Source organism: Bartonella capreoli (genome assembly GCF_902813205.1).
In the GTDB taxonomy this organism is placed as follows: domain Bacteria; phylum Pseudomonadota; class Alphaproteobacteria; order Rhizobiales; family Rhizobiaceae; genus Bartonella; species Bartonella schoenbuchensis.
Genome location: NZ_CADDZX010000255.1, coordinates 1 through 428 on the forward strand (window position 1 = coordinate 1; position 428 = coordinate 428).

1 pseudogene is annotated in these 428 nt (G+C 41.1%); it reads right to left on the reverse strand.

Annotated features, from left to right (window positions below):
- Nucleotides 1-169: 169 nt before the first annotated feature.
- Nucleotides 170-428 (reverse strand): annotated as a pseudogene (locus J7R05_RS08300) (hypothetical protein); the annotation flags it as partial.

The window sequence follows — 428 nt, forward strand, 5'->3', positions numbered from 1 at the left end:
CGCAAAAAGTGCTATGTAATTGCGCGGTTCAAGTTCTAAAGCAGAGTTAAGGTCAAGCATGGCAAGTTTGAAATCACTCAGTTGAATATGAATCCAGGCACGTCTTACCCAAGCTTGAAGCATAGGTGGGTAAAAGAGCGAGGATATTGTCAATATAATCAAGAGCAAGTTAAAGAGATTGTGGTGATTGTTCCTCTAAGAGAACTTCAAGGCGCTTTTGAAGTTTTTGCATTTGCGGATAATATTCAAGCGCTTTTTTATAGGCTTTGATGGCAAGTTGTGGTGGCTTTGTCGCTTCTATGGTAACTCCAAGCGCAAAAAGTGCTATGTAATTGCGCGGTTCAAGTTCTAAAGCAGAGTTAAGGTCAAGCATGGCAAGTTTGAAATCACTCAGTTGAATATGAATCCAGGCACGTCTTACCCAAGCT